The organism is Sphingosinicella flava, assembly GCF_016025255.1.
In the GTDB taxonomy this organism is placed as follows: Bacteria; Pseudomonadota; Alphaproteobacteria; order Sphingomonadales; family Sphingomonadaceae; genus Allosphingosinicella; species Allosphingosinicella flava.
The window spans coordinates 2,270,302-2,294,189 of the sequence record NZ_CP065592.1 but is presented as its reverse complement, the minus strand read 5'-3'; the positions used below and the strand labels follow the sequence as shown (position 1 = coordinate 2,294,189).

Annotated in this window: 22 protein-coding genes and 1 tRNA gene; 19 read left to right on the top strand and 4 right to left on the bottom strand. The window is 63.9% G+C overall.

Annotation, left to right across the window (positions count from 1 at the left end; genetic code table 11):
* Window positions 1–109 precede the first annotated feature (109 nt).
* The 5 genes from IC614_RS11705 to IC614_RS11685 all read left to right on the top strand — a co-directional run bounded on the left by IC614_RS11705 (window position 110) and on the right by IC614_RS11685 (window position 6,593).
* Window positions 110–553: a CBS domain-containing protein gene (locus tag IC614_RS11705; RefSeq protein ID WP_200971632.1), complete on the top strand. Its 444-nt coding sequence runs from the start codon at window positions 110–112 to the stop codon at window positions 551–553.
* 17 nt (window positions 554–570) lie between these two features.
* Complete coding sequence (locus tag IC614_RS11700) at window positions 571–993, top strand: universal stress protein (RefSeq protein ID WP_200971631.1); 423 nt, start codon at window positions 571–573, stop codon at window positions 991–993.
* 1 nt (window position 994) lies between these two features.
* Window positions 995–3,454, top strand: coding sequence for a cation-translocating P-type ATPase (locus tag IC614_RS11695; RefSeq protein ID WP_200971630.1), 2,460 nt, complete (start codon window positions 995–997; stop codon window positions 3,452–3,454).
* A gap of 428 nt (window positions 3,455–3,882) precedes the next feature.
* Window positions 3,883–4,194 (top strand): DUF2933 domain-containing protein, encoded by a 312-nt coding sequence (locus IC614_RS11690; RefSeq protein WP_318962816.1) that lies wholly within the window; start codon window positions 3,883–3,885, stop codon window positions 4,192–4,194.
* Window positions 4,191–6,593 (top strand): heavy metal translocating P-type ATPase, encoded by a 2,403-nt coding sequence (locus tag IC614_RS11685; protein WP_226372656.1) that lies wholly within the window; start codon window positions 4,191–4,193, stop codon window positions 6,591–6,593. The genes IC614_RS11690 and IC614_RS11685 overlap by 4 nt, the downstream gene beginning before the upstream one ends.
* A gap of 187 nt (window positions 6,594–6,780) precedes the next feature.
* Here IC614_RS11685 and IC614_RS11680 read toward each other — a convergent pair whose 3' ends face one another.
* Complete coding sequence (locus IC614_RS11680; RefSeq protein WP_200971628.1) at window positions 6,781–7,029, bottom strand: hypothetical protein; 249 nt, start codon at window positions 7,027–7,029, stop codon at window positions 6,781–6,783.
* A 110-nt stretch (window positions 7,030–7,139) separates the two neighbouring features.
* Window positions 7,140–7,226, bottom strand: a tRNA-Leu gene (locus IC614_RS11675).
* A gap of 103 nt (window positions 7,227–7,329) precedes the next feature.
* Here IC614_RS11675 and IC614_RS11670 point away from each other — a divergent pair.
* From IC614_RS11670 to IC614_RS11645, 6 genes are all read left to right on the top strand, one after another.
* Window positions 7,330–8,262, top strand: a complete 933-nt coding sequence (locus tag IC614_RS11670) for a complex I NDUFA9 subunit family protein (RefSeq protein ID WP_200971627.1) — start codon at window positions 7,330–7,332, stop codon at window positions 8,260–8,262.
* Window positions 8,263–8,287: 25 nt separating this feature from the next.
* The gene (locus IC614_RS11665; protein WP_200971626.1) at window positions 8,288–9,091 is read left to right on the top strand and encodes an undecaprenyl-diphosphate phosphatase; all 804 of its coding nucleotides are present in this window, start codon (window positions 8,288–8,290) and stop codon (window positions 9,089–9,091) included.
* Window positions 9,037–9,780, top strand: coding sequence for a DUF2059 domain-containing protein (locus IC614_RS11660; protein ID WP_200971625.1), 744 nt, complete (start codon window positions 9,037–9,039; stop codon window positions 9,778–9,780). The genes IC614_RS11665 and IC614_RS11660 overlap by 55 nt, the downstream gene beginning before the upstream one ends.
* A gap of 160 nt (window positions 9,781–9,940) precedes the next feature.
* The gene (locus IC614_RS11655; protein WP_207791121.1) at window positions 9,941–10,381 is read left to right on the top strand and encodes a hypothetical protein; all 441 of its coding nucleotides are present in this window, start codon (window positions 9,941–9,943) and stop codon (window positions 10,379–10,381) included.
* Between the two features lie 60 nt (window positions 10,382–10,441).
* Window positions 10,442–11,116 carry a glutathione S-transferase family protein gene (locus IC614_RS11650; RefSeq protein ID WP_200971623.1) on the top strand — a complete coding sequence of 225 codons (675 nt, stop codon included), beginning with the start codon at window positions 10,442–10,444 and terminating at the stop codon, window positions 11,114–11,116.
* An 80-nt stretch (window positions 11,117–11,196) separates the two neighbouring features.
* Complete coding sequence (locus tag IC614_RS11645; RefSeq protein WP_200971622.1) at window positions 11,197–11,466, top strand: usg protein; 270 nt, start codon at window positions 11,197–11,199, stop codon at window positions 11,464–11,466.
* A 6-nt stretch (window positions 11,467–11,472) separates the two neighbouring features.
* On the opposite strand, the gene ubiG is transcribed toward IC614_RS11645, so the two are convergent.
* Complete coding sequence (gene ubiG / locus IC614_RS11640) at window positions 11,473–12,204, bottom strand: bifunctional 2-polyprenyl-6-hydroxyphenol methylase/3-demethylubiquinol 3-O-methyltransferase UbiG (protein ID WP_200971621.1); 732 nt, start codon at window positions 12,202–12,204, stop codon at window positions 11,473–11,475.
* Window positions 12,205–12,271: 67 nt separating this feature from the next.
* On the opposite strand from ubiG, the gene IC614_RS11635 reads away from it, so the two are divergent.
* Together IC614_RS11635 and IC614_RS11630 are read left to right on the top strand one after the other, a co-directional pair.
* A complete protein-coding gene (locus tag IC614_RS11635; protein WP_200973215.1) occupies window positions 12,272–13,516 on the top strand; it encodes an aspartate kinase in 1,245 nt (414 codons plus the stop codon).
* A gap of 139 nt (window positions 13,517–13,655) precedes the next feature.
* Window positions 13,656–14,645: an NAD(P)H-dependent flavin oxidoreductase gene (locus tag IC614_RS11630; protein WP_226372782.1), complete on the top strand. Its 990-nt coding sequence runs from the start codon at window positions 13,656–13,658 to the stop codon at window positions 14,643–14,645.
* A 13-nt stretch (window positions 14,646–14,658) separates the two neighbouring features.
* On the opposite strand, the gene IC614_RS11625 is transcribed toward IC614_RS11630, so the two are convergent.
* Window positions 14,659–16,224, bottom strand: a complete 1,566-nt coding sequence (locus IC614_RS11625) for a glycosyl hydrolase family 18 protein (protein WP_200971619.1) — start codon at window positions 16,222–16,224, stop codon at window positions 14,659–14,661.
* A gap of 132 nt (window positions 16,225–16,356) precedes the next feature.
* Here IC614_RS11625 and ptsP point away from each other — a divergent pair, with 132 nt between their 5' ends.
* The 6 genes from ptsP to ftsH all read left to right on the top strand — a co-directional run bounded on the left by ptsP (window position 16,357) and on the right by ftsH (window position 23,716).
* Window positions 16,357–18,633 (top strand): phosphoenolpyruvate--protein phosphotransferase, encoded by a 2,277-nt coding sequence (gene ptsP / locus IC614_RS11620; RefSeq protein WP_200971618.1) that lies wholly within the window; start codon window positions 16,357–16,359, stop codon window positions 18,631–18,633.
* Window positions 18,634–18,702: 69 nt separating this feature from the next.
* Complete coding sequence (locus IC614_RS11615; RefSeq protein ID WP_226372655.1) at window positions 18,703–19,587, top strand: helix-turn-helix domain-containing protein; 885 nt, start codon at window positions 18,703–18,705, stop codon at window positions 19,585–19,587.
* An 83-nt stretch (window positions 19,588–19,670) separates the two neighbouring features.
* On the top strand, window positions 19,671–20,495 hold the full coding sequence (locus IC614_RS11610; protein ID WP_200971617.1) for a tetratricopeptide repeat protein: 825 nt from the start codon (window positions 19,671–19,673) through the stop codon (window positions 20,493–20,495).
* A 17-nt stretch (window positions 20,496–20,512) separates the two neighbouring features.
* Window positions 20,513–20,635: an entericidin A/B family lipoprotein gene (locus tag IC614_RS11605; RefSeq protein WP_200971616.1), complete on the top strand. Its 123-nt coding sequence runs from the start codon at window positions 20,513–20,515 to the stop codon at window positions 20,633–20,635.
* Between the two features lie 48 nt (window positions 20,636–20,683).
* Complete coding sequence (tilS, locus tag IC614_RS11600) at window positions 20,684–21,667, top strand: tRNA lysidine(34) synthetase TilS (protein ID WP_200971615.1); 984 nt, start codon at window positions 20,684–20,686, stop codon at window positions 21,665–21,667.
* Between the two features lie 93 nt (window positions 21,668–21,760).
* Window positions 21,761–23,716: an ATP-dependent zinc metalloprotease FtsH gene (gene ftsH / locus IC614_RS11595; protein WP_200971614.1), complete on the top strand. Its 1,956-nt coding sequence runs from the start codon at window positions 21,761–21,763 to the stop codon at window positions 23,714–23,716.
* The last annotated feature ends 172 nt before the right edge of the window (window positions 23,717–23,888 follow it).

Sequence of the window (23,888 nt, the reverse complement as noted above, 5' to 3'; positions counted from 1 at the left end):
AGAGGCGGGAGCGGTCCCCAATCCGTAACATCCCGGATTTGTCCGGCCCCGCGCTTTGCCGATCATCTCCGTCCGGAAGCAGAGTCGCCCCATTCCAAGGAGAAATGCCATGAAGGTCAGGAATATCATGACCCCTTCGGTCGAAACGATCAGCCCCACCCACACCATCGCCGATGCCGCCAAGATGATGGGCGAAATGGATGTGGGGGCCTTGCCCGTCGTTGACGATGGAATGCTGGTCGGCATGATCACCGACCGCGACATCGCCATACGCGGCGTCGGCGGCGGCCTGCATCACGGTGCCCCGGTGCTCCGCGTCATGTCCGAGGATGTCGAAACCTGCCGCGAAGACGACGATCTCGACGATGTTCTCGATCGCATGGGCCAGGAACAGGTTCGCCGGATGCCGGTCACCGCCAAGGACGGCGGGCTGATCGGCATCGTGTCGATCAGCGACGCGGCGCGCGAGGGCGACGATGAGGAGGAAGTCGGCGAGGCACTGAGCAGCATCGCTCGTCCCTCCGGCCGCCATTGCCAGACGATTCTCGCGTGACGGGGCGGGGAGAAGGCATGTTCTCGCACATCCTTCTCCCGCTCGACCTCGACGAGCCGAGCAGTTGGCGAGCGGCTTTGCCCGTCGCGCTCTCGCTCGCCCGGCACTTCCGCGCCCGCCTCACACTTTATACGGTGATCAGCAACGCCCATGCGGCGGCGAAAGCGGAATGGTCGGCAATCGGCTATCGCGAACTCCTTTCCGTCGCCGAAGCCCGCCTCGCCAACCTTGCCTCCGAGATCAGGGAGCCGCCGGAAATTTCCACGCGCGTCGGCAGCGGGAATATCTGGAGAAGCATCATCGGCGACGCGCGGGAGCTGGGCGCGGACCTCATCGTCATGTCCGCCCATCGGCCGGAGATGAAGGATTATCTGATTGGCGCCCACGCGGCGGGCGTCGTCCGGCATGCCGATTGTTCCGTCTTCATCGTGAGGGAATGACGTGCGGCGGCCCATTCCCGCCGATCGGCTGCCCCTCTTGCGAACCGATGCCGGGCTGGGCTTGAGCGACGACGAGGCATCGGCGCGGCGAACGATATTCGGGCCCAATCGCATCGCGGAACGCCCGCCCCATTCCGGCGCGGCACTGGCGCGCGACACGGCGCGGGATCCGATGATCTGGTTCCTGCTGCTCACCGGTCTCCTCTTCATGCTGGTCGGTGATTATCGCGATGCGGCGATCCTCGCGCTTGCCATCATTCCGCTCGTCGGGATGGACTTCTTTCTCCATCGCCGCGCGGAAGTGTCGATCGAAGCGCTGGGCAGCGTGCTCGCCGCCTCCGCGCTGGTCGTGCGGCGCGGGCAAAGGATAACGATCGCGGCCGAAGAATTGGTGCCCGGTGACATCGCGATCGTCGAGGCTGGCGCCTCTTTCCCCGCCGACGGCCTGGTCCTTTCGGGCAAAGGGGTGGAAGTCGACGAATCCGTCCTGACCGGTGAGGCCAATCCGGTCGGGAAGACGGGTTTGGCAGCAATCGAGGACAGCCTGGGCATCGCCGAGGAAAATTGGGTTTCTGCCGGAACCCGCCTTCTCACCGGCAAGGCCTTCATGATCGTCGTCTTTACGGGCCAGGACACCCTTTACGGCCAGATCGTCCAGACGGCGATGGCCGGTCCCACGGGACAGACGCGGCTGCAAAAGGCGGTGCTCGGTCTCGTCCGCATCCTGCTCGCCGGGGCGCTCGCGCTTTGCTTCCTGCTAGCGGCCGTCCGCCTGTGGCAAGGCTTCGGCCTTCTCGATGCCCTGATCAGCGCGGCCACCCTTGCGGTCGCGGCCATTCCGGAAGAGTTTCCGGTTGTTCTCACCTTCTTCCTCGCGGCCGGCGTCGTCCACCTCGCCCGCCGCCGCGCCCTCGTCCGGCACGCAATGGCGGTGGAGAATATCGGCCGGGTGTCGATCATCTGCACGGACAAGACCGGCACCATTACCGAAGGCCGCCTCAGCCTCTCCTCGCTCCTGCCGGCGCGCGGGACGGACGAGAACGATCTGCTCCGTGCCGCCTCGATGGCCGCCCAAAGCGGTGCTCACGACCCGCTCGATGCGGCGATCGCGGCGCGGGCGCCGCCGCTCGATCCATCCTGGTCGTTAAAGCGCCTTTATCCTTTCACGGAGGGGCGGCGTCACGAAGCTGCGTTCTGGACCGGCGGCGAGGGGTGCGGGCTGCTGGTCATCAAGGGGGCCGCCGAAGAGGTGATCGCCGCGTGCGATCTCGCTCCGGACGAACGGCAACACTGGCTCGGGGAGATCGGCAAGGCGAGCCGACGCGCCGAGAAAGTTATCGGCTGCGCGATGCAGGAGACATCCCCAAGCCCCCCTGCGGAAGAGCCGCGCGGCGGCTATAAATTGATCGGCCTCCTCGGCTTTGCCGATCCGCTGAAACCGACCGCGCGGGATGCCCTCGCGCGCGCCGGGCAATATGGCGTGAAGGTCGTGATGGTCACCGGCGACCATCCCGAAACCGCGGCGGCTATCGCACGGCAAGCCGGCATTGCCAGCGATCCGGCCATTATTACCGGCGAACAGCTGGAGGCCGGCTTGGCCGATGGCGCGCCGATGCCCGCCGACGTCTTCGCCCGCGTCTCCCCATCTCAGAAAAAGGAGGTCGTCGCGGCTCTAAGACAGCCCGGCGCTGTCATAGCCGTTACCGGCGACGGCGTGAACGACGTCCCCGCTTTGCGCGAGGCGGATGTCGGCATCGCCATGGGCCTTAAAGGCACACGCAGCGCCCGCGAAATCGCCGACATCGTCCTCCTCGACGACAATCTCGGCACCATCGTCGACGCGATCGCGGAAGGGCGTCAGCTTTTCGCCAATTTGAAGCGCAGTTTCGCCTTCCTGCTCATGATCCACATCCCGCTCGTCCTCTCGGCGGCGGCGGTGCCCTTCTTGGGCTATCCGCTCCTCTATTTGCCGGTACACATCGTCTGGCTCGAACTCCTCATCCACCCCTCCTCGATCCTGGCATTTGCCAGCAGGCCCACCGGAAAGCCCGTGCCGGCCCCGGAGCCGAACTTCTTTTCGGCGCCCGAATGGATCGTCATCGCCGCCACCGGCGCGCTGATCACCGGGGCCGTCATCCTCGCCTTTCTAGGCGCTCTCGATCTCGGCATTGGGCAAGCGCGCGCAGCCGCCCTCATATGCCTCGTCTCCGCGCTGGGAGCATTGACCTTGCTGCTTTCCCAAGGCGGCAAGGTACCAGCGGCGATCGCAGGTCTAGCCTGGCTTTCGACAGGCCTTCCTCTCACCCCCGTCGCGGCATGGCTCCATCTCAACCCACTCCCTGCTCATCTCTGGCTGCTCACCTTCGGAATGGGCACCATCGCCGCAGCTGCTTGCCTCATGATTAAGATGGCTTCGAACGGTAGATATGGAGGGCGGAAATTGGACCTTAGCAGGAGCTGATAGGAGATCGAGAGAAGCGCTCCTTTCTGTCGCCCTCTGCAGCTCAGAAGGTCGCCAATCTCCACTACCTAGGATCTGAGGCATTGCCAGTTCGCGAGGCCTTGCAGAATGGCCGCCGTAATCGCGCAAATTCCAAGCTATTTCCTCGGTGTCGCTGCCGATCAGCGGGTTAGAACACAGACCGTGACTGGTTCTTCGAGGGGGACAAGCGTTGCCGTTTTTGACTTGCAAGCCCCCGTGTGATCTCTGCCGTTTCTCAACGGGCGGCGGCTTTCGCAGCACTGATGTTCGTGATAGGCTCGGTATTGGCCACGGGCATCCTCGGCTGAGGTCCGCTTTCCAGGTTTAGCTGCCTCAGCAGGCGAGCGATTCTAGGCCTTGGAGCCTGGAAGGTAGTCATACTCGCGATTGGAGCGGCTACCAAATTGATGTTCGTCAAATCACCTTGGGTGGTGTATTGTTATTGTCCTCCAATCAGGAGGGCCGATATGAAAATAACCATAAACGTGCTGTGGTTGGTTATCCCGGCTGCCGTTGGACTGGTGCTGCTTCTGTTCTCATCGCATCGGCAGCACGTCCTGGACTTCCTGCCCTTCCTCATCCTCCTGTCTTGCCCGTTGATGCACCTGTTCATGCCTCATCGACATAGCCGCAGCTCCCGGGACAATGCTTCCGCCCGACCCAGTAAACCGGCCCGTTTGACCCTGACTTCGTGTCAAGGTTCACAAGGCGCCGCATGACGAGTCAACGCATAGAGGAAAGCGTCATGGCCGAGTGCCAGCACCGCGGACACGAGCACCATCATGGGCCTGCGGCGACCGCCGATCGCGCCGCGTTCGTCATCGACCCGGTCTGTGGCATGAAGGTCGATACCGGGACCGCGAAACACCGCCAGGAACTAAGTGACGCGATCTATTACTTCTGCAGTGCGCGCTGCCTTGAGAAGTTCAGGGCTGACATAGGCGCCTACCTGAATCCGGCCAGCCACGACGCGGCGGTGAAGCAGCCAGCGCTGCCCGCGGCTGCCGCAGGGACGATCTGGACGTGCCCGATGCACTCGCAAATCCGGCGCGATGGACCTGGGCAATGCCCGATCTGCGGAATGGCGCTGGAGCCTCTGGAGCCGACCCTCGAAGAAGGTCTGAACCCCGAACTGATCGACATGAGCCGCCGGTTCTGGGTCAGCACGGCCTTCACCGTGCCGCTGGCCTTGCTGGTAATCGGCATGGAGCTGCTCGGTTGGGAGCCTATCGCTATGCGCACTGCAATCTGGGTACAGCTTGCGTTGGCGACCCCCGTCGTCCTTTGGGGCGGCTGGCCGTTCTTCGGCCGGTTCTGGGCTTCCCTGAAGACGCGCAACCTCAACATGTTCACGCTGATCGGCCTCGGCATCGGCGCCGCCTACGGCTACAGCGTCGTTGCGACGCTCGCGCCCGAGATCTTTCCTTCGTCGCTCAGGACGATGAGCGGGTTGGTGCCGGTCTATTTCGAAGCCGCGGCGGTCATCACGACACTGGTGCTGCTTGGTCAGATCCTCGAGCTCAGGGCGCGATCGGCGACCGGCCGAGCCATTCGGGCCCTGCTAGGGCTCGCTCCAACGGCGGCGCGCAAGGTGCATGAGGATGGCAGGGAGGAGGACATCCCGCTGGAGCACGTGCACGTCGGCGATCTGTTGCGCGTGCGGCCCGGTGAAAAGGTGCCGGTCGACGGGGTGGTAGTCGAAGGCCACAGTTTCGTCGATGAATCCATGATCAGCGGCGAGCCGGTCCCGGTGGAGAAGGTCGTCAACGAGAAGCTTGTCGGCGCCACGTTGAACGGCACCGGCAGCCTCCTAATCCGGGCGCAGCGCGTCGGCCGGGACACAATGCTGTCGCAAATCGTGCGCATGGTGGCTGAAGCTCAACGCTCGCGCGCACCCATACAAACGCTGGCCGACAAGGTCTCGGCCTGGTTCGTTCCCGGCGTCGTTCTGGTCGCGGTGATCGCCTTCGTGGTGTGGAGCCTTGCCGGTCCCGAACCCCGCCTTGCACATGCGCTCGTCAACGCCATCGCAGTGCTGATCATCGCGTGCCCATGTGCGCTGGGCCTCGCCACACCAATGTCCATCATGGTCGGAACGGGACGGGGCGCGACCGCAGGCGTGCTCGTCAAGAATGCCGAAGCGCTCGAGTTGATGGAGAAGATAGACACCCTCGTGGTGGACAAGACCGGCACGCTGACGCTCGGTAAGCCCAAGCTTACCGCCATAGAGCCCGCCAACGGGCATGAGGAACAGGAGGTGCTGCGTCTCGCAGCAGCGCTCGAGCGCGGGAGCGAGCATCCGCTCGCCGCAGCGATCGTGGAGGGCACTCAGGAGCGCGGCCTCGATATTCCGTCGACGGAGCATTTCCAGTCGCACACCGGTAAGGGGGTGACGGGCCGTGTTGCCGGACGCGAGGTCGCCCTGGGCAACAAGACGCTCCTGTCCGAGCTCGGCGTGGACACGCAGCCGCTCGAAATGGTTGCCGACGAGCATCGGTCAGAAGGCGGAGGGGTGATGTTCGCTGCCATCGATGGCAAGCTCGCCGGCCTTCTCGTGGTCGCCGATCCCGTCAAGGAAACCGCGGCAGAAGCGATCACCAATCTTCAGCGCAGTGGCGTTCACGTCGTGATGATGACCGGCGACAACCTGCGGACGGCGGAGGCCGTCGCGCGCAAGGTTGGCATCGACGAGCTGCTGGCCGAGGTACTGCCGGAGCAGAAGCAGTCGAAAGTTCAGGCCTTGCGGGAAAAGGGGCGCCGAGTGGCCATGGCCGGCGACGGCATCAATGACGCACCGGCGCTTGCTGCTGCTGACGTCGGCATCGCCATGGGCACGGGGACCGACGTTGCAATGGAAAGCGCCGCCGTAACGCTGGTAAAAGGCGAGTTGACCGGCATCGTCCGCGCCCGCCGGCTCAGCCGCGCGACCATGCGCAACATTCGCGAAAACCTCTTCTTCAGCTTCGTCTTCAACGCGGCCGGCGTGCCGATTGCGGCCGGAATACTCTATCCGGCATTCGAGTTATTGCTGTCGCCAATCATTGCGGGGGCCGCGATGGCTGTCAGCTCCGTTGCTGTGATTGGAAACTCGCTGCGCTTGCGGACCGTGACGCTATGAAGCGTCGAGCGGATGCGACCGTTTTCGCACAGCAGACATTCCGCTATTCGGCAAAGCTGCCCGCTCGGTAAGGGGGCCAAGAAGGCGTCGAAGGGGACGTCCTTACATATATCCGGGTATCGCACTTCCGAGAATGGACCCTCAGCTGCCGTCAGCGCAACTCAGCCTTAAACGCCGAAGGTTTCGCTCATAAAGGATCAAGTCGCGCGCTGGTGCACTGGACATCGGCACTGACGTCCCAAAATTGATATTGGCGCTCGTTCTCCGCTTCCAGATACGCCTCGGCGACCTCGCGCGCGATTTTACACAGCTCTTCGGGGCTGGCGCCGCGACGCTTGGCGATCTCGAACTTCCGTTCCACCTTGGCTGCTTGGTCGGTGCATCCGCTCAAGGTCACGGCGGCAGCCAAGGCGACCACGCTTGCCCGAGACGGCATCTCGATTACGCTCCATGAAGCAGCGCGCGTGCCGGCAAGCGCCGGAAATCACGGCACAAATCGCGGGCATATCGGAGAATGAGGTATTGTAATCACACAGAAAGACTGTGTGGTGCCCAGGAGAGGACTCGAACCTCCACGCCCTTGCGAGCGCCAGCACCTGAAGCTGGTGCGTCTACCAATTCCGCCACCTGGGCACGGGGTAGGTGGCGCGCTTAGCGGGCGCTTGGGGCGCTTGTCAATCGAGAGGCGAGCGGGCAAGGGGACAAAAATTCGGCAAGGCTTTAAGGAAGACGTGAAATGGACCGGCTGGTCACTGTGTTCGGAGGGGGCGGCTTCATCGGCCGCTATGTCTGCCAGGCGCTGCTGAAAGCGGGCGCACGCGTGCGAATCGCGCAGCGGGATCCGAAACAAGCCTGGTTCGTGAAGCCCCTCGGCGGCCTCGGCCAGACCCAGTTCGTCGCGTGCGATATTCGCGACAGGGATCAGGTCTCCCGCGCCGTCGCCGGATCCGATGCGGTCGTCAACCTGGTCGGCGTGCTCAAGGGCAATTTCAAGGCCTTCCATGTCGACGGCGCCCGCAACATCGCGGAGGCCGCCGCGGCAGCCGGGGCACGGACGCTCGTCCACATCTCGGCGATCGGCGCCGATCCTGCCAGCCCCTCCGCCTACGGCCGCAGCAAGGGCGAGGGCGAGCATGCGGTCCGCAAGGCCTTTCCGGACGCGATCATCCTGCGGCCCTCCATCGTCTTCGGGCGCGAGGACAATTTCATCAACCGCTTCGCGCGCATGGCGCGGCTGCTGCCGGTTCTGCCCATCGTCGGCGGAAAAACGAAATTCCAGCCGGTCTACGTCGCGGATGTCGCGCGCGTCGTGTGCGAAAGCATCGCCAATCCCGACGCCCATGCGGGACAAACCTATGAGCTTGGCGGCCCGCAAATCCTGTCCATGCATGATCTCAACGCGCTCATTTGCAAGCAGACCGGCCGATCCAACCTGCTGATCGACGTGCCCGATATCGTGGCCAGCGCGATGGCACGCGTCGGCAGCTTCCTGCCCGGCGCGCCGATCACCTGGGATCAGTGGCTGATGTTGCAACGGGACAATGTCGTGAGTGGCGCGGAGGGCCTGAAAGCCTTCGGCATCACGCCGACGCCGATCGCCGCGGTCGCGGACGGTTGGTTGACCAGCTACCGCCGCCACGGGCGCTTCGCCGCCAAGTCGCCTTACTGACCGTCTTCCGATCGGCAGCCAATTCATGGACACCTCGATCCTCACCCTCATCCTGCTCGGCTTCATCGAGGGGCTGACGGAATTCTTGCCGGTTTCATCGACTGGCCACCTGATCCTCGCTGGCGCCTTGCTCGGCTTTGAGGGTGAGGCGTCGAAAACGTTCAAGATCGCCATCCAGCTGGGCGCGATCCTGGCCGTGCTGCTCGCCTATCGCGACCGCTTTTGGAAGGTGACGGTGGGCCTTGCGGCGCGCGAGGGGGGGGCCATCGCTTTCACCCGCAACATCCTGCTGGGCTTCCTTCCCGCCATGGTCATCGGCGTCGTCGCCTATAAGAGCATCCGCGCGTTGATGGAGACGCCGGAGATCGTCGCCGTCGCGCTGATCGTCGGCGGCATCGCCATCCTGCTGATCGAACGGATGGTGAAGCAGGTCCGCATCCGCAGCGTTGAGGACATGCCCCCGCGTTCAGCCCTGTCCATCGGCATCGTCCAATGCCTCGCCATGGTACCGGGCGTCAGCCGGTCGGGCGCGACGATCATGGGCGCCTTGCTGATGGGCGTGGAGCGCAAGACGGCGGCGGAATTCAGCTTCTTCCTCGCCGTGCCCACGATGATCGCGGCGACGGTCTTCGATCTCTACCAGAACCGCGATCTGCTGAGCATGAACGACATGAACGCCATTGCGATCGGCTTCGTCACGGCATTCGTCGTCGCCCTGGCCGTGGTGAAGGCGTTCGTCGCCCTCGTCTCGCGCTATGGCTTCGCGCCCTTCGCATGGTACCGTATCGTGATCGGCAGTATTGCGCTCGCCTGGCTCGCCGCGCGCTAGAAGCTGGTAATCGATTCATCGGGAGGGGTTTCATGCGTTATCTTCTTGCGATGCTCTGCTTGTCCGCCGCGTCGCCGGCTTCGGCTGCCCAAGCCATCAGCGTCGTTCCCGATTTGCCTGCGGCGAACATGGAAGCGGCACAGGCCGTCATCGATCTCGTCTGGCCGCTTGGCACGTACAAGCGGATGATGGACACCACAGCGAAATTGATGACGGACAATCTCGTGTTGAATGTCATGGACATGAAGGTGGGCGACCTCGGCCCTATCGCGGGAGATGAAGTGGAAGAGGCGGAAGCCGGACAGACTTTGCAGGAAGTCGCCGTCAAAACCGATCCGCATTTCAAGGAACGGTTCGCGATTTTCGCGCGTGTTGCCACCGAAGAGATGGGGGCGCTGATCAATGGAATGGAGCCGGAGATGAGGAGCGCGCTGATGCGGGCCTATGCGCGGCGTTTCCAGGTGCAGGAGCTGCTGGACATGAAGGCGTTTTTTGAAACGCCGACAGGCCGGAGATATGCGACCGAATCGGTTCTGATCATGCAGGATCCCGAAGTGCTGGCCATGGCCCAGTCGTTTCAACCCCGGTTTATGGAAGCGCTTCCTGGCATCATGAAGAAAGTCGAGGCCGCGACGGCGCATCTTCCGCCACCGCCAAAGAGCGACGAGGAACCGCTGACGGGGAAATGAACCCCCGCGCATCCGGGCGTTTCATACAGGTCGCAAGGAATCGCCCGATCGGGAACGAGCGGCTAAGTCCTTGATCGTTCAGGAAAGGCTCATCGGGTTCCGCGTAGGAAACCGACTCGCTCCGGCCGCGTTGTGCGGCGGCCTGTCGTGGAGAGTTTCTATGCGCGTCATGATTCCCGTTCTTCCCTTGCTGTCATTCGCGACGCCCCTGGCCGCGCAGCCGGTGGACCCGGTCGATGCCGAGATTGCCCGCGCCATCCCTTCTCCTGCCGAGCTGGATGCGCTGGGCGTTGTCCTCGGGCGTGTCATGGGCGCGATGATGGATGTCGAGATTGGCGGCTTGATGGACGCGATCGATCCGGACGGCGGCGATTCCCGCAGCCGGGGGCGTGACCGCCGCACCATCGGCGATCTCGCGGAACGCGACGATCCTTATGCCCGCGAGCGGATGCAGCGGGGCGTCGAGGTCGCGACCGCGAACATGGGCGACGTCATGACCGATATCGCGATCCTCGCCCCGCGCCTGCGCCGCACCTTCGAACATGTCGGCCGTGATATCGAGGATGCGACGCGCGACCTGCCGCGCCGCGACCGCCGTTAAAATACGCAATCGCCATCGCGCCTGTGGACTGACGCCGCGTCCGCGCTAAAGAGCGGAAGCATGTGGCAGCTCTACCAATTCCCCCTCTGTCCCTTCTCCCGCAAGCTGCGCCTGCTGCTCGGCGAGAAGGGAGTGGGGCATGAATTGGTTCGCGAATCCCCGTGGATGAAACGCGACGAATTCGTCGACATGAACCCGGCCGGGCAGACGCCGGTGCTGGTCGAACCGGCGCGCGGCATCACGCTGATCGATAGCGGCGCCATTTGCGAATATTTCGAGGAAACGGTCGAAAAGTCGCCGATGATCCCCGGCAGCGCGGCCCAGCGGGCCGAGGTTCGCCGCCTCGCCGCCTGGTTCGATGACCGCCTCTATGCCGAAGTGGTGGAGCCCCTCCTCAACGAGCGGATGAAGAAGCGTCTCGTCACGCGCGACGCGCCCGACACGCGGGTGCTGCGCGATGCGATGCGCGTCGCCAACGCCCATCTCGATTATCTCGACTATCTGCTCGATCACCGCCGCTGGCTGGCGGGCCCGGTGCTGAGCCTCGCCGACCTCGCCGCCGCCGCGCACCTCTCGGTCGCCGATTATCTCGGCGGCATCGACTGGCGCGGTCACAAGCAGACCACCGACTGGTATTCGGTGATGAAATCCCGTCCCAGCTTCCGGCCCTTATTGGCCGAGCGGATGGAAGTGATCGCTCCCCCCGCCCATTACGACAAGGTCGATTTCTTTTAGGATTGACGATTTCGGAACGGTAGCGGCATCATCCGTGTTTCTTCCGACCCTAGGTCAAATTGGAGGAATGGAGCGGAGCAATGACGAGCCGGGATTTCTTGGTTCAGCTTCAAGGTTATGGCCTCATGACGGCCGAAATCAGTTATTACATGCCCGATCATCCGGATCTGCTGCAGCTGTTCGTCTGGCAGGAATATGACGTGGCTCCCGGTTTTCCGGTCCTCCACAAATTTCTCGATCACTGGCGCCGCGAAATCGAGGCGGCGCTCCATTCCATCCGCATCGCCCACCAGCATCTGATCCGCCCCGCCGAATGGCGGGCGGTGGACGGCGTGATCTCGATCAACTGAACCGCGTCAAATCTTTCTGGCGGTAATGAAATAGTCGAGCGACGTGTCTTCGGACAGGACAAAGCCGCGCGTGACGGAGAAGCTGAGGCCTTCCACATCCGTCACCTCCAGCCCGGCATCCTTTACCAGCGCGCAAAGCTCCTCAGGCGTCAGAAATTTGGACCACTCATGCGTGCCCCTGGGGATGCGGCCCAATCCCTCGGCAAGGGTGATCATCATCAGCTGCGACCGGGCGGTGCGGTTGGGTGTCGAGAGGATGAGGAGGCCTCCCGGCGCGAGGTGATCGGCAAGGCCGGTGACGAAAATGCGCACGTCCGAGACATGCTCGATCACTTCCAGGGAGGTGATCAGATCATATTGGCCGTCAAGCGTGTCCGCCGATCCGACCCGATAATCGATTTCAAGCCCCTGCCCTTCGGCGTGAATCCGGGCGGCGGCGATATTTTCCGGCGCGGCGTCCACTGCCGTCACTTCGGCGCCCAGGCGCCGCAGAGGTTCGGCGAGCAATCCGGCGCCGCAGCCGACATCCGCCGCGCGTTTCCCTTCGAGCGGGCGGCGGCTCGTTTCGTCGGTCTGCCAATGATGGTCGATCTGCTCGCGTATATATTTGAGCCGCACCGGATTGAGCTTGTGGAGCATCGCCGACGAGCCCTTGGGATTCCACCAGTCGGCGGCCATCCTGCCGAAATGCGCGGCTTCGTCCGGGTCGATCGTGGAGGGGTCGCTTGCGTTCGCCATGACCCGACTCTATCAGGGCGGCGCGTCTTTTCCCAAGGCTTTTCGGCCGCTCACTTACGCGAGGCACATGGCCCGTATCGTCATGAAATTCGGCGGCACCTCGATGGCGGGCATCGAGCGCATCCGCCATGTCGCGGGTCTCGTGAAGCGCGAAGCGGAGGCGGGCAACCAGGTGGCGGTCGTCGTATCCGCCATGGCGGGCGAGACCGACCGGCTCATCCAATTCTGCCGCGAAGCCTCCTCCCTCTACGACCCGCGCGAATATGACGTGGTGGTGGCGAGCGGCGAGCAGGTGACGAGCGGCCTTCTTGCCATCACCCTCCAGGGCATGGGCGTCAACGCGCGCTCCTATATGGGCTGGCAGCTGCCGATCCGGACGACGCCCGCGCACAGCGCGGCGCTGATCGACGCCATCGATGCGGACATATTGGAAGGCGTTTTCTCCGAAAATGGCATCGCGGTCATTCCGGGTTTTCAAGGCGTTGCCGCGGACGGCAGCGTATCGACCTTGGGCCGGGGCGGGTCCGACACGTCCGCGGTGGCCTTGGCGGCCGCCATCAAGGCGGATCGCTGCGACATCTATACCGACGTGGACGGCGTCTACACGACCGATCCGCGCATCGTGCCCGGCGCCAAGAAGCTCGCGGCGATCACCTATGAGGAGATGCTGGAGCTCGCCAGCGTGGGCGCCAAGGTGCTGCAGACCCGCTCCGTCGGCCTCGCCATGCGGGAGGGGGTGGCGGTGCGCGTTCTCTCCTCTTTCGAAGACAAGCCGGGAACCATGGTCGTCGGCGACGATCAGATCGAGGATTATCAAATGGAACGCCAACTCATCACCGGCATCGCTTATGACAAGAACGAGGCACGGGTTACGCTGACCGGCCTTCCCGACAAGCCCGGCTCCGTCGCCTCTATTTTCGAGGCGCTCGCGAACGCCAATGTCAATGTCGACATGATCGTGCAATCGGTGCCGCGTGCGGGCGAGCCGAGCGACCTCACCTTCACCGTGCCCACCGCCGCCCTCGCCCAATCGGCGGACGTGCTGGAAAAGCTGAAGGAGAAGGTCGGCTTCAACGAAATCCTGACCGATACCAATGTCGTGAAAGTGAGCGCGGTCGGCGTCGGCATGCGCTCTAACGCCGGTATCGCCGCGCAAATGTTCAAGGCGCTCGCCGACCGCGGCATCAACATTCTCGCCATCACCACTTCGGAAATCAAAGTCTCGGTCCTGATCGCCGAGGAATATACCGAACTCGCCGTGCGCGTGCTCCACACGACCTACGGCCTCGACGACAATGGAGAAACCGCGTGACCTTCAATATTCCCCTCCCCCTTGATGGGGGAGGCCGGGTGGGGGTGATCGCCGGGAAGGACACCGCCTTATGACGAACATCACCCCCACCCAACCCTCCCCCATCAAGGGGGAGGGCCATTCCAAACTCACCGCCCTCATGAAGCGCGGCACCGATTTCCTGGGTGCCGAAGTCGCCATCATGGGCGGCGCGATGAGCTGGGTGTCGGAGCGCAACCTCGTCTCCGCCATATCCAATGCCGGCGGTTTCGGCGTGATCGCGTGCGGCGCGATGAGCCCCGAACTGCTCGACACCGAAATCGCCGAGACGAAGAAGCGCACGGACAAGCCGTTCGGCGTCAACCTCATCACCATGCACCCGCAGCTCTCCGAGCTGATCGACGTGTGCGGCAAGCATAAGGTCGGCCATGTCGTCCTCGCGGGCGGCCTGCCGCCGCCCGGCGCGCTGGAGCGGATCAAGGCGACCGGCGCCAAGGTCATCTGCTTCGCCCCCGCGCTCGCGCTCGCCAAGAAGCTGATCCGTTCCGGCGTCGATGCCTTGGTGATCGAAGGCATGGAAGCGGGCGGTCACATCGGTCCGGTCTCCACCTCCGTCCTCGCCCAGGAAATCCTGCCCGAAGTCGCGGCCGATCTCCCCGTCTTCGTCGCGGGCGGCATCGCGCGCGGCGAGGCGATTGCGGGTTACCTGGAAATGGGCGCGGCGGGCGTCCAGCTCGGCACCCGCTTCGTCTGCGCGACCGAATGCATCGCCCATCCCAATTTCAAGAAGGCGTTCATCCGCGCCTCGGCCCGCGATGCGGTGACCAGCGTGCAGATCGACCCGCGCCTGCCCGTCATCCCGGTTCGCGCCCTCAAGAACAAGGAAACCGAGGCGTTCGCCGCCAAGCAGCGCGAAGTCGCCAACCGCCTCGACACTGGCGAGATCGAGATGGCCGAGGCGCAGCTCCAGATCGAGCATTATTGGGCCGGAGCGCTTCGCCGCGCGGTGATCGATGGCGATGTCGAAACCGGCTCGATCATGGCCGGTCAGTCGGTCGGCATGGTGAAGGACGAGCGGCCCACGGCCAACATCATCGCCACCTTGATGGAAGAGGCCGCGGCCGCGCTGGAACGGCGCGCGGCGGCATGAGGCCCCGCCCTGCCTAGCGTTTGAACGGAAAGGCGGTGCCTACCGCCGACAACAGAGGATTAGTTTTGCTGTCCGGCAGATAGCCATAGTCTATCCTCCAGAGTGCCACCCCGCCAATGCTGTTGCGCCGTACCCAATGTCCTTTGACGGCGATGGACATCTCATCCTCGTAGGACAGGAAGCCGGCTGGCAGATTGGGAGGCTGATGGGGAACGCTTGGAAGCGTGGGAGCAAATCCGCCACCCGGGTAGCTGCGATATCCGACCTGAGCCACCGGATCCCATCGGTAAGTGCCATTGATAAGATAGCCGAGCCTTGCGAGTTCGCGATAAGAGGTACGGAGGAAAAAGCCCTCGAAAATAGTGCTGGCGGCTATCGGCTGCCGTGGCCCTGTCACATCCGGCCCATAGTAGGTTCCGTTGAAGACAATGCCGACTCCCAGCTTTCGCGGATCCACACCCGCTCTCGTATAAGCCGCGATAGCGCTGGCGAGATCGTAAGGATGCTCCGGCGCCGCGCCTCCAATGGCGCCGTTGAACCACGATAGGCTGCTACCCCCTTTTTCAGGAAAATATGAGGCGTGATCGAACTGGCCGTAAGGCGTTACATTATATTGATCCACCAGGCTTGGTATCTCGGCCTGCCAGGCTGGAACTCGCCCATCGGCGAGGCCGAATATGTTCGGCGCCGTGGCCGCGACCGTAATGATCAGGGGACGTTGGCTGCCGTAGGATGGATGATTACGAGCGGCGGCGCGAAGATCGACGAGGAGAGCCTTATATCTTCTCCGAACTTCCTCCTCGCTCAAATTGGTGAAATCCGTCCTTACTTTAAGCCAATTTATCGCGATACCGTCATAGTCGTCGGCACGCAGGCGGTTCAGAATATTGGTTATGAAGCGAGGGCGTGCAGCATCGGTGGTAGCCACCAGAAGGGAACTGTCATTGTTTCCGCTTCCATCGAGCATCAGCAGGGCTTTCACCCCCTTGTCATGTGCGCGGCGAACGAGCCGCTCCTCTGGCCCTCCCTCCCCGTGGATGGGGTAGCCTGTCATTTCTTCCAGATCGCCTGGCTGGACGTCGGGGCCGAAGGAGCTTGCAGCGACGACCCCGTAAATGACGAGATGCGACAGTGGCCCCATATCGACTTCTTCAACGGGATATTCCGTCCATCCGTAATAACCTGTTACCCAAGGTTTGTACGCCGGTTCCCCCATAGGAACGACTGAGACAGTGGCGGTCGCCGATCGGGTTGGGTCGGCGATGCTAGTCGCGACCACGCGGTAGTTCCCCTGCGCCAAGGGAGCCACGTAGAGGCCGGTTTCGGTAATTCTGCCGCTGGATGGCCCATCCAGGAGGGTCCACGTGCAGGTATCGGTCGGGTGCCCGGCCACACTGCAGGAAAGCTGCTGGGTATCCGCATAGCCGATCTGCGCCTGTGCCGGAGAAACCGTGATCTGGGCGGGAGGCGGAGGAGAAGGGGACGGGGGCGGCGGCGAGGGCGGGGGCGACGATGAGGATCCCTCTCCGCCGCAGCCGGTAAGCAGGATGGCGGCAAGAAATGGCAAAGCAATCTTCATCGAACTTCCGGTCAAAGCTTGGGTCTCATTCCGGAGGTAGAACGGATGCGTTAAGCGCGATTTAATATGGAGGTCTCGGTTTTCGATCAGGCAAGCGTTGGAAACTAGGGCGGCAATCTGATAGCGGGGGCTATGCCCACCGCTTCCGCCACCTCCGCACGCGAAATCCTGACCGGCCTTCATGAGGTGATGGCTTCCAAGACACAGGCGCAGGCGAAGCTCAACAAGGTGGTGAAGATCATCGCCGAGGCGATGGGCAGCGAAGTCTGTTCCATCTACTTGCTGCGCGACGGGGTGCTTGAACTGTTCGCGACCGTCGGCCTCAACCAGAGCGCCGTCCACGTCACCAAGCTCGCTCTTGGCGAGGGCCTGGTCGGCACGATCGCGGAGGATGTCGCGATCCTCAATCTCGACGAAGCGACCCGCCACCCCGAATTCGCCTACCGGCCCGAGACGGGCGAGGAAATGTTTCACAGCTTCGCGGGCGTGCCCATTGTCCGGCGCGAGCGCGCGATCGGCGTTCTCGCCGTCCAGCATGCCGAAAGCCGGGCCTATGACGATGTCGAGATCGAGGCTTTGCAGACCGTCGCCATGGTGCTGTCCGAACTGATCGCCAATGCCGGTCTTGCCGACCGCGCGACCGCCGCGACCGACAAGGCGCGGGATGCGGGCACGGCACGGCTTGACGGGCTCAAGCTCGTGACCGGCATGGGCCGGGGCACGGCCGTCTTCCATCAGCCGCGCATTCTGATCGAACACACCGTCGCGGAGGATACCGAGGCGGAGCGTCAGCGCGTCTATTCCGCTTTCCGGAAGATGCGCGAGCAGATTGACACGATGACGAGCCAGGCCGAATTCGGCACCGCGGGCGAGCATCAGGAGATACTCGAAACCTACAAGATGTTCGCCTATGACGAAGGCTGGTCGCGGCGGATCAACGAGGCGATCGACAGTGGCCTTACCGCCGAGGCGGCGATCGAGCGCGTCCAGCAGCGCACCCGCATGCGGATGCGCCAGATCGACGATCCCTTGCTCGCCGAGCGGATGCACGACCTCGACGATCTCGCCAATCGCCTCCTCCGCATCGTGTCGGGACAGCTCGGCACGGCGGCGCAGATGGGGCTGCGCGGAGACGCGATCCTCATCGCCCGCAATCTCGGCCCGGCCGAGCTGCTGGAATATGACAAGCGCCGCCTGAAGGGCGTGATCTTGGAGGAAGGGTCGCTGACCGCGCACGTCACCATCGTCGCGCGCGCCATGGGCATTCCAATGCTGGGCCGGGTTCGCAATATTCGCCAGCTCGTGTCGGAAGGCGACGAAATCCTGCTCGACACCGGCGAAGGCACCGCCTTCGTCCGTCCGAACAATGTGCTGGAGGAAGCATTCGAGGCGAAGCTCCTCGCCAGCCAGAAACGGCGCGCCCAATATGCCGCGCTTCGCGACCAGCCCCCGGTGACCAGGGACGGTACGCGCATGACATTGATGGTGAATGCCGGCCTGCGCGACGACGCAGGCGCCCTCGACCTGGTGGGCGCGGACGGCATCGGCCTTTTCCGGACCGAATTCCAATTTCTCGTGTCCGCCACCTTGCCCCGCCGGGAGAGCCAGCAGCGCCTTTACAAATCCGTGCTCGACGCGGCGGGCGACAAGCCGGTCATCTTCCGCACCATCGATGTCGGCGGCGACAAGGCGCTCCCCTATTTGAAGGTCGAGGATAGCGAGAATGAGGAAAACCCCGCAATGGGTTGGCGCGCGCTGCGCCTCGCCCTCGACCGCGACGGCCTGATGAAGGCACAGGCCCGCGCGCTCCTCGAAGCGGCGGCGGGCGGCGTGCTCAACGTCATGTTCCCGATGATCTCCGAGCCATGGGAATTCGACGCCGCGAAGGCGCTGGTCGAGGAACAGCGCGCCTGGCTCGCCGCGCGCCGGAAGGCCCTGCCCCGCGACGTGCGCTATGGGGCGATGCTCGAAGTCCCCGCGCTAGCCGAGACGCTCGACATCCTGCTGCCGAAGATCGATTTCCTGTCGATCGGCACCAACGATCTCACCCAATTTCTCTTCGCCGCCGACCGCGCCCATCCCAAGCTCGCCGAGCGTTACGACTGGCTGAGCCCGGCCATCCTGCGTTTCCTCCGCCGCGTGGTCAGGGCGGCGGACGATCATGGCGTTCCGGTCGGCGTGTGCGGCGAGATGGGCGGACGGCCGCTCGAGGCGATGGCGTTGATCGGCATCGGCATTCGCCGCCTGTCCATCACGCCTGTGGCGGTGGGCCAGATCAAGGCGATGATCCGCTCCCTCGATCTGTCCGCATTGACGCCCGCGCTCGAGGGCATGTTGGCGCGCCCGCCGGAAGACCTGCGCGCGGCTCTCGCGGCTTGGGCGGACCGGCATCAGGTTGCGCTGGGTTAAACAAGCCAGCACGAGAAAGTATCGCGACATTCAGCAGCCCGGTTGACAAGGGCCGCATGCTGCTATGTCATGACGCAGCGTAACGGCAGGGGCGAGTTAATGGTGGATATGGATGAAGGGGCATATGCCGGGGGACCGATCGGGGAGCGCCTGAAGGCCGCCCGCGAAGCCAAGGGCATGAAACTCGACGATATCGCAGCGCACACCCGCATACCCATCCGCCATCTCCAACACATCGAACAGGGCGATTGGGACGCGCTGCCCGCCGTCACCTACAGCGTTGGGTTCGCGCGCACTTACGCCAATGCGGTCGGCCTCAACGGCAACGCCATCGGCGCGGAGCTGCGCGAGCAATTGGGCGCGACGCGCAGCGAGGCCGCGTCGACCGCTTATTACGAACCGGCCGATCCGGCGCGGGTGCCGCCGCGTTCGCTCGCGATCATGATCGGCATTATCGGTATCGCCCTTATCGCCGGCTACTTTATCTGGCGGAGCGCTGCTTTGGGCGGCACGGATGTCGAGCAGGCGCAGGCGCCGGTCACGAGCAGCCCTGCCGCTCCGCAGCAAGCCGCGCCTGCGGCCGAAGCGCCCGCCGCCGCTCCCACGGGCCCGGTCGTCCTCACCGCGACCGAGGAGGTCTGGCTCCGCATTTATGAAGCAGGCGGCCAGCGTCTTTACGAAGCGACGATGAAGCCAGGCGATCGCTACGAAGTGCCCGCCACCGCGACCCGTCCGCAAATCCTGACCGGCAAGCCGCAAGCGCTGCGCGTGACGATCGGCAACACGCCAGTGGCGCCGCTCGGCGAACCCGAGCGGACGATTTCGGACGTGAGCCTGCTCGCCGCCGATCTCCTCGCCCGCAATGGCGGGACGACGCCTGGCACTTCCGGGCAGCCCGGCCCTATCCCGCTTCCTGATAACGCCCCGGGGGCCGCCGGCGCCAACGGGCTTTGATCGCTTCAGGCTGGCGACAGGTTCCGGCTTTGATATAAAGCGGATCAGTCGCCCGGCCGGGCATGTTTTCGCGGGGTAGTTCGATGCGTATTTCCTTGATCGTCGCCATGTTGATGGCGGGGGCCGCGATGCCCGCCGCCGCCCAGTCCGACCTCGGCCGCCGGGTCGAAAAGCTGGAACGCGATGTGCAGGCCGTTCAGCGCAAGGTCTTTCCGGGCGGCGCGGTTCAGCCTGAAATCGTCCCTCAGCAGGATGTCGCGACGTCCGGCGTGCCTGCCACCTCCGCCGTCGCCGACCTCACCGCCCGCGTCGATGCGCTGGAAAGCCAGCTCCGCACGCTGACCGGCCAGACCGAGGAAAATGCCTATCGCGTCCGCCAGCTTGAGGAGGCGTTCAACCGCTATAGGGCGGACATGGAAACCCGCCTTGCCAAGCCTGTCCCGCAACCGGCCGAGGAGGCGCCGTCGACCGCTCCCCCAACCCCGGAACCTGCGCAAGCCGAAACTCCCGCGGCCGCCGCCGATCCGGGAGAGCAGGCTTATCTCACCGGCTATCGCCTGTGGGACGAAGGCAAATATGGCGAGGCGCAGGCGGCGCTCGAGGCGATGGTGAAGAAATATCCCAAACATGCCCGGGCGAGCTATGGGCAGAATTTGCTTGGCCGCGCTTATTTGGACGACGGCAAGCCCGCGACGGCCGCGAAGATTTTCCTGTCCAATTATCAGACCAATCCGAAGGGCGAGCGCGCCGCCGATAGCCTTTATTTCCTCGGCCAGGCGCTTACCGCGCTCAAGAAGCCGGCGGAGGCGTGCAAGGTCTATGACGAACTGGCCGACGTCTATCCCACCATGCGCGACTGGGTGAAACAGCGTCTGCCCAAGGCGCGTCAGGACGCGAAATGTTCGTGAAAAAGGGAGGCAAATCCATGATTCGTAAGCTGACACTGGCCCTCGGCCTCACCTTGGCGCTCGCCGCTTGCAACACCATCGCCGGGATCGGCGAGGATGTGCAGTCGGTGGGCGAAACCGTTTCCGACGCCGCCGACTGAGCCGCTTCCCGCTTTTCGCGGGTCCGCGCCTGACGTAGGGATCGGCGCATGACGATCGCACCCGCCCACGTCGAGCGCTTCCGCGAGGATGTCCAGCGGCTCCTGGGCAGGACCGACCCCGGCCGGATCGGAGTGGCGGTATCGGGCGGCCCCGACAGCCTCGCGCTTTTACTTCTTGCATGGGCTACGTTCGATGGGCGGGTTTCGGCAGCGACCGTCGATCACGGCCTTCGCCCGGAAAGCCGGGAAGAAGCCCTCTTCGCCGGACGCATTTGCGCATCGATCGGCTGTCCGCACGTCGTTTTGAAGGTCGCAGTCGCCGAACGCGGCATGGGCGTTCAGGGAGAGGCGCGCCGCGCCCGCTATGCCGCCCTCCGCGCCTGGGCGGAAAATACGGGCATTTCCGTTCTTTTCACCGCGCACCATGCGGACGATCAGGCCGAAACCCTCCTGATGCGGCTCCAGCGCGGCGCGGGCCTTGCCGGCCTGTCCGGAATCCGCCCGGTCCGTTTCGAAGGCCCCTCCCTGAAGATCGCCCGCCCGCTTCTTGAATGGCGCCGGGAGGAGCTTGGGAAGATCGTCGCGTCAACCTCTATCCTGCCGGTGGACGACCCGTCGAACCGGGATGCGCGTTACGACCGTGTCGCGATGCGGCGGTTGCTGGCGGACAATCCGGTTCTCGATCCCGTCCGGCTGACGAAAAGCGCAGCCATTCTGGGCCAGGCCGAAGACGCGCTCGTGTGGACGGCAGAGCATTTCTGGGCGGACCGGGCGCGCTTGGACGACGGCGCGTGGCGGGTCGACGTGACCGACCTTCCGCGTGAAATCCGCCGCCGCCTGCTCCTTCACGCCATCGCCGATCTTCACGCGCGGCACGCCGTTCCCCCCGGCGCACGGCCAATCGCGAGCGTCGATGGCCTTCTAGCCAGTCTCGAATCCGGAAAAACGGCGACCTTTGCCGGCGTCAAAGGGTCGGCAAGCGGGCATTTATGGCGCATCGCCCCGGCGCCGCGCCGCCGCATTCGGGGCTAGCCCATTCGTCAACCTTCCATTCACCGCGCAGCCCGCATTGTGCTGCGGCTGGAAATGCCTATCTAGGTTTTCGAAAGGTTAGACCGGACTCACATGAACGACGACAAGCAGCCGCCGCAACAGCCACAGGGCAATCCGTGGATGAAGAATCTGATGATCTGGGCAGGCATCCTGCTCGCGGTCCTGTTCTTCGTTCAAGTCGCGGGCGGCGGCGGCAGCGCGCCGGCGGGGAACAGCATCGGCTATTCGGATTTCCTGCAGAAGGTGGAGGACGGCAGCGTCAAGAATGCGGTCATCACCAAGGAATATATCCAGGGCGAGCTGTCCAACGGCCAGCGTTATCGTACCTATGCGCCGCAGGATCCGCAGATCATCGACCGGCTGAAGCAGCAGGGCGTCGCCTTTTCCGCCGAGCCGGAGCCGCAGACCAGCGTTTGGCTGATCCTACTCTACCAGTCTCTCCCCTTCCTGCTGATGATCGGCATCGCGATCTTCGTCATGCGCCAGATGCAGAAGAATGCAGGATCGGGCGCGATGGGTTTCGGCAAGTCCAAGGCCAAGATGCTGACCGAAAAGCATGGCCGCGTGACGTTCGACGATGTGGCGGGCATCGACGAAGCGCGCGAGGAATTGCAGGAGATCGTTGATTTCCTCAAGGATCCTTCCAAATTCGCCCGCCTCGGCGGCAAAATCCCGAAGGGCGCGCTGCTTGTCGGCTCGCCCGGCACCGGAAAAACTTTGCTTGCCCGCGCCATCGCGGGTGAGGCGAACGTGCCCTTCTTCACCATTTCGGGCTCCGACTTCGTCGAGATGTTCGTCGGCGTGGGCGCCAGCCGCGTGCGCGACATGTTCGAACAAGCGAAGAAGAATGCGCCCTGCATCGTCTTCATCGACGAAATCGACGCGGTCGGCCGCCATCGCGGCGCGGGCCTCGGCAACGGCAATGACGAGCGCGAACAGACGCTCAATCAGCTGCTCGTCGAAATGGACGGGTTCGAAGCCAATGAAGGCATCATCATCATCGCCGCGACCAACCGTCCCGACGTGCTCGACCCCGCCCTTCTCCGCCCGGGCCGTTTCGACCGCCAGGTCGTCGTGCCGCGTCCGGACATTGAAGGCCGCGAGAAGATCCTCGCCGTCCACATGAAGAAATTGCCCTTGGCGCCGGACGTCGACGCGCGCACCATCGCGCGCGGCACGCCGGGCTTTTCGGGCGCCGATCTCGCCAACCTCGCCAACGAAGCCGCCCTCCTCGCCGCACGCAAGGGCAAGCGCCTCGTCGCGATGAAGGAGTTCGAGGAAGCCAAGGACAAGGTCATGATGGGCGCCGAGAGGAAGTCCATGGTCATGACCGAGGACGAGAAGAAGGCGACCGCCTATCACGAGGCCGGCCACGCCCTCGTCTCGCTCCATGTGCCGGGCTGCGACCCGCTCCACAAGGTGACCATCATTCCGCGCGGCCGGGCGCTCGGCGTCACCTGGAACCTGCCGGAGCGCGACCGTTATTCGATGAACATGAAGCAGATGAAGGCGCGTCTCGCCCTGTCCTTCGGCGGTCGCATCGCCGAACAGCTCATCTATGGCGAGGACGAACTCAACACCGGCGCGTCCAACGACATCCAGCAGGCGACGGATCTCGCCCGCGCGATGGTCATGGAATATGGCATGTCGGAAAAGCTCGGCTGGCTGCGCTACCGCGATAATCAGGACGAAGTGTTCCTCGGCCACAGCGTCGCCCGCACGCAATCCATTTCCGGCGAGACCGCGAAATTGATCGACCAGGAGGTTCGCCGCCTCGTCGAGGAAGGCGAAGCCACGGCACGCAAGGTGCTGACCGAGCATCTCGACGAACTGCACAGCCTCGCCGCCGCGCTTCTCGAATATGAGACGCTCTCTGGCGAGGAGGCCAAAAAGGCGATCAAAGGCGAGGATATCGGCCGCGAGGATCCTTCCAAGCGACATCCCGCCTTGCCTGTCACCGGCACGTCCATCCCCACCACCCGCCGTCCGCGCGGCGGCATCGGAGGCCCTGCGCCCCAGGGGGCATAAGCACTCGCCATTGCGAGCAGAGCGAAGCAATCTAGGGGCTCCGTGTCACTGGGTTGCTTCGTCGCATCTTCCTTGCAACGACGCCACACTCGTCATGCCGGACTTGATACAGCATCCATGAACACGGACTTTTCCGAATAAAGCGGTGTTCATGGACCCCGGATCGAGTCCG